The 267-nt window shown below is 64.8% G+C and carries 1 protein-coding gene; it reads left to right on the top strand.

All coding sequences use genetic code 11. The annotated features are described in order from the left end of the window. Positions 1–267 (top strand): flavodoxin domain-containing protein (locus EOD29_RS32155; protein WP_206520560.1); only part of this gene is annotated, 267 nt, incomplete at both ends.

Here is a 267-nt window from a genome sequence, read left to right as displayed (position 1 = left end):
ATTCTGTTTGCCGCCACCTATGGCGATGGTACAGCCCCCGCCTCCGCCAAAGGCTTCATCGAAAGCTTCGGGGGAGCGCATGCAAGCGCCGGCCTGCCGCTCGCGGTACTCGGTTTCGGCGATCGCAGCTTCCCGGCCTTCTGCGGGTTCGCCGCTGAGGTTGCGAGAATTGCCAAGGACAAGGGCTGGGCCTCCCTTATACCTTTCGACACGGTAGGTCGCCAATCGCCACAGGATTTCGCCCGCTGGGGACGGCGCCTGGCCGAG

Source organism: Mesorhizobium sp. M1A.T.Ca.IN.004.03.1.1 (assembly GCF_003997555.1).
Lineage (GTDB): Bacteria > Pseudomonadota > Alphaproteobacteria > Rhizobiales > Rhizobiaceae > Mesorhizobium.
This window is presented reverse-complemented; position numbering and strand designations above follow the sequence as displayed.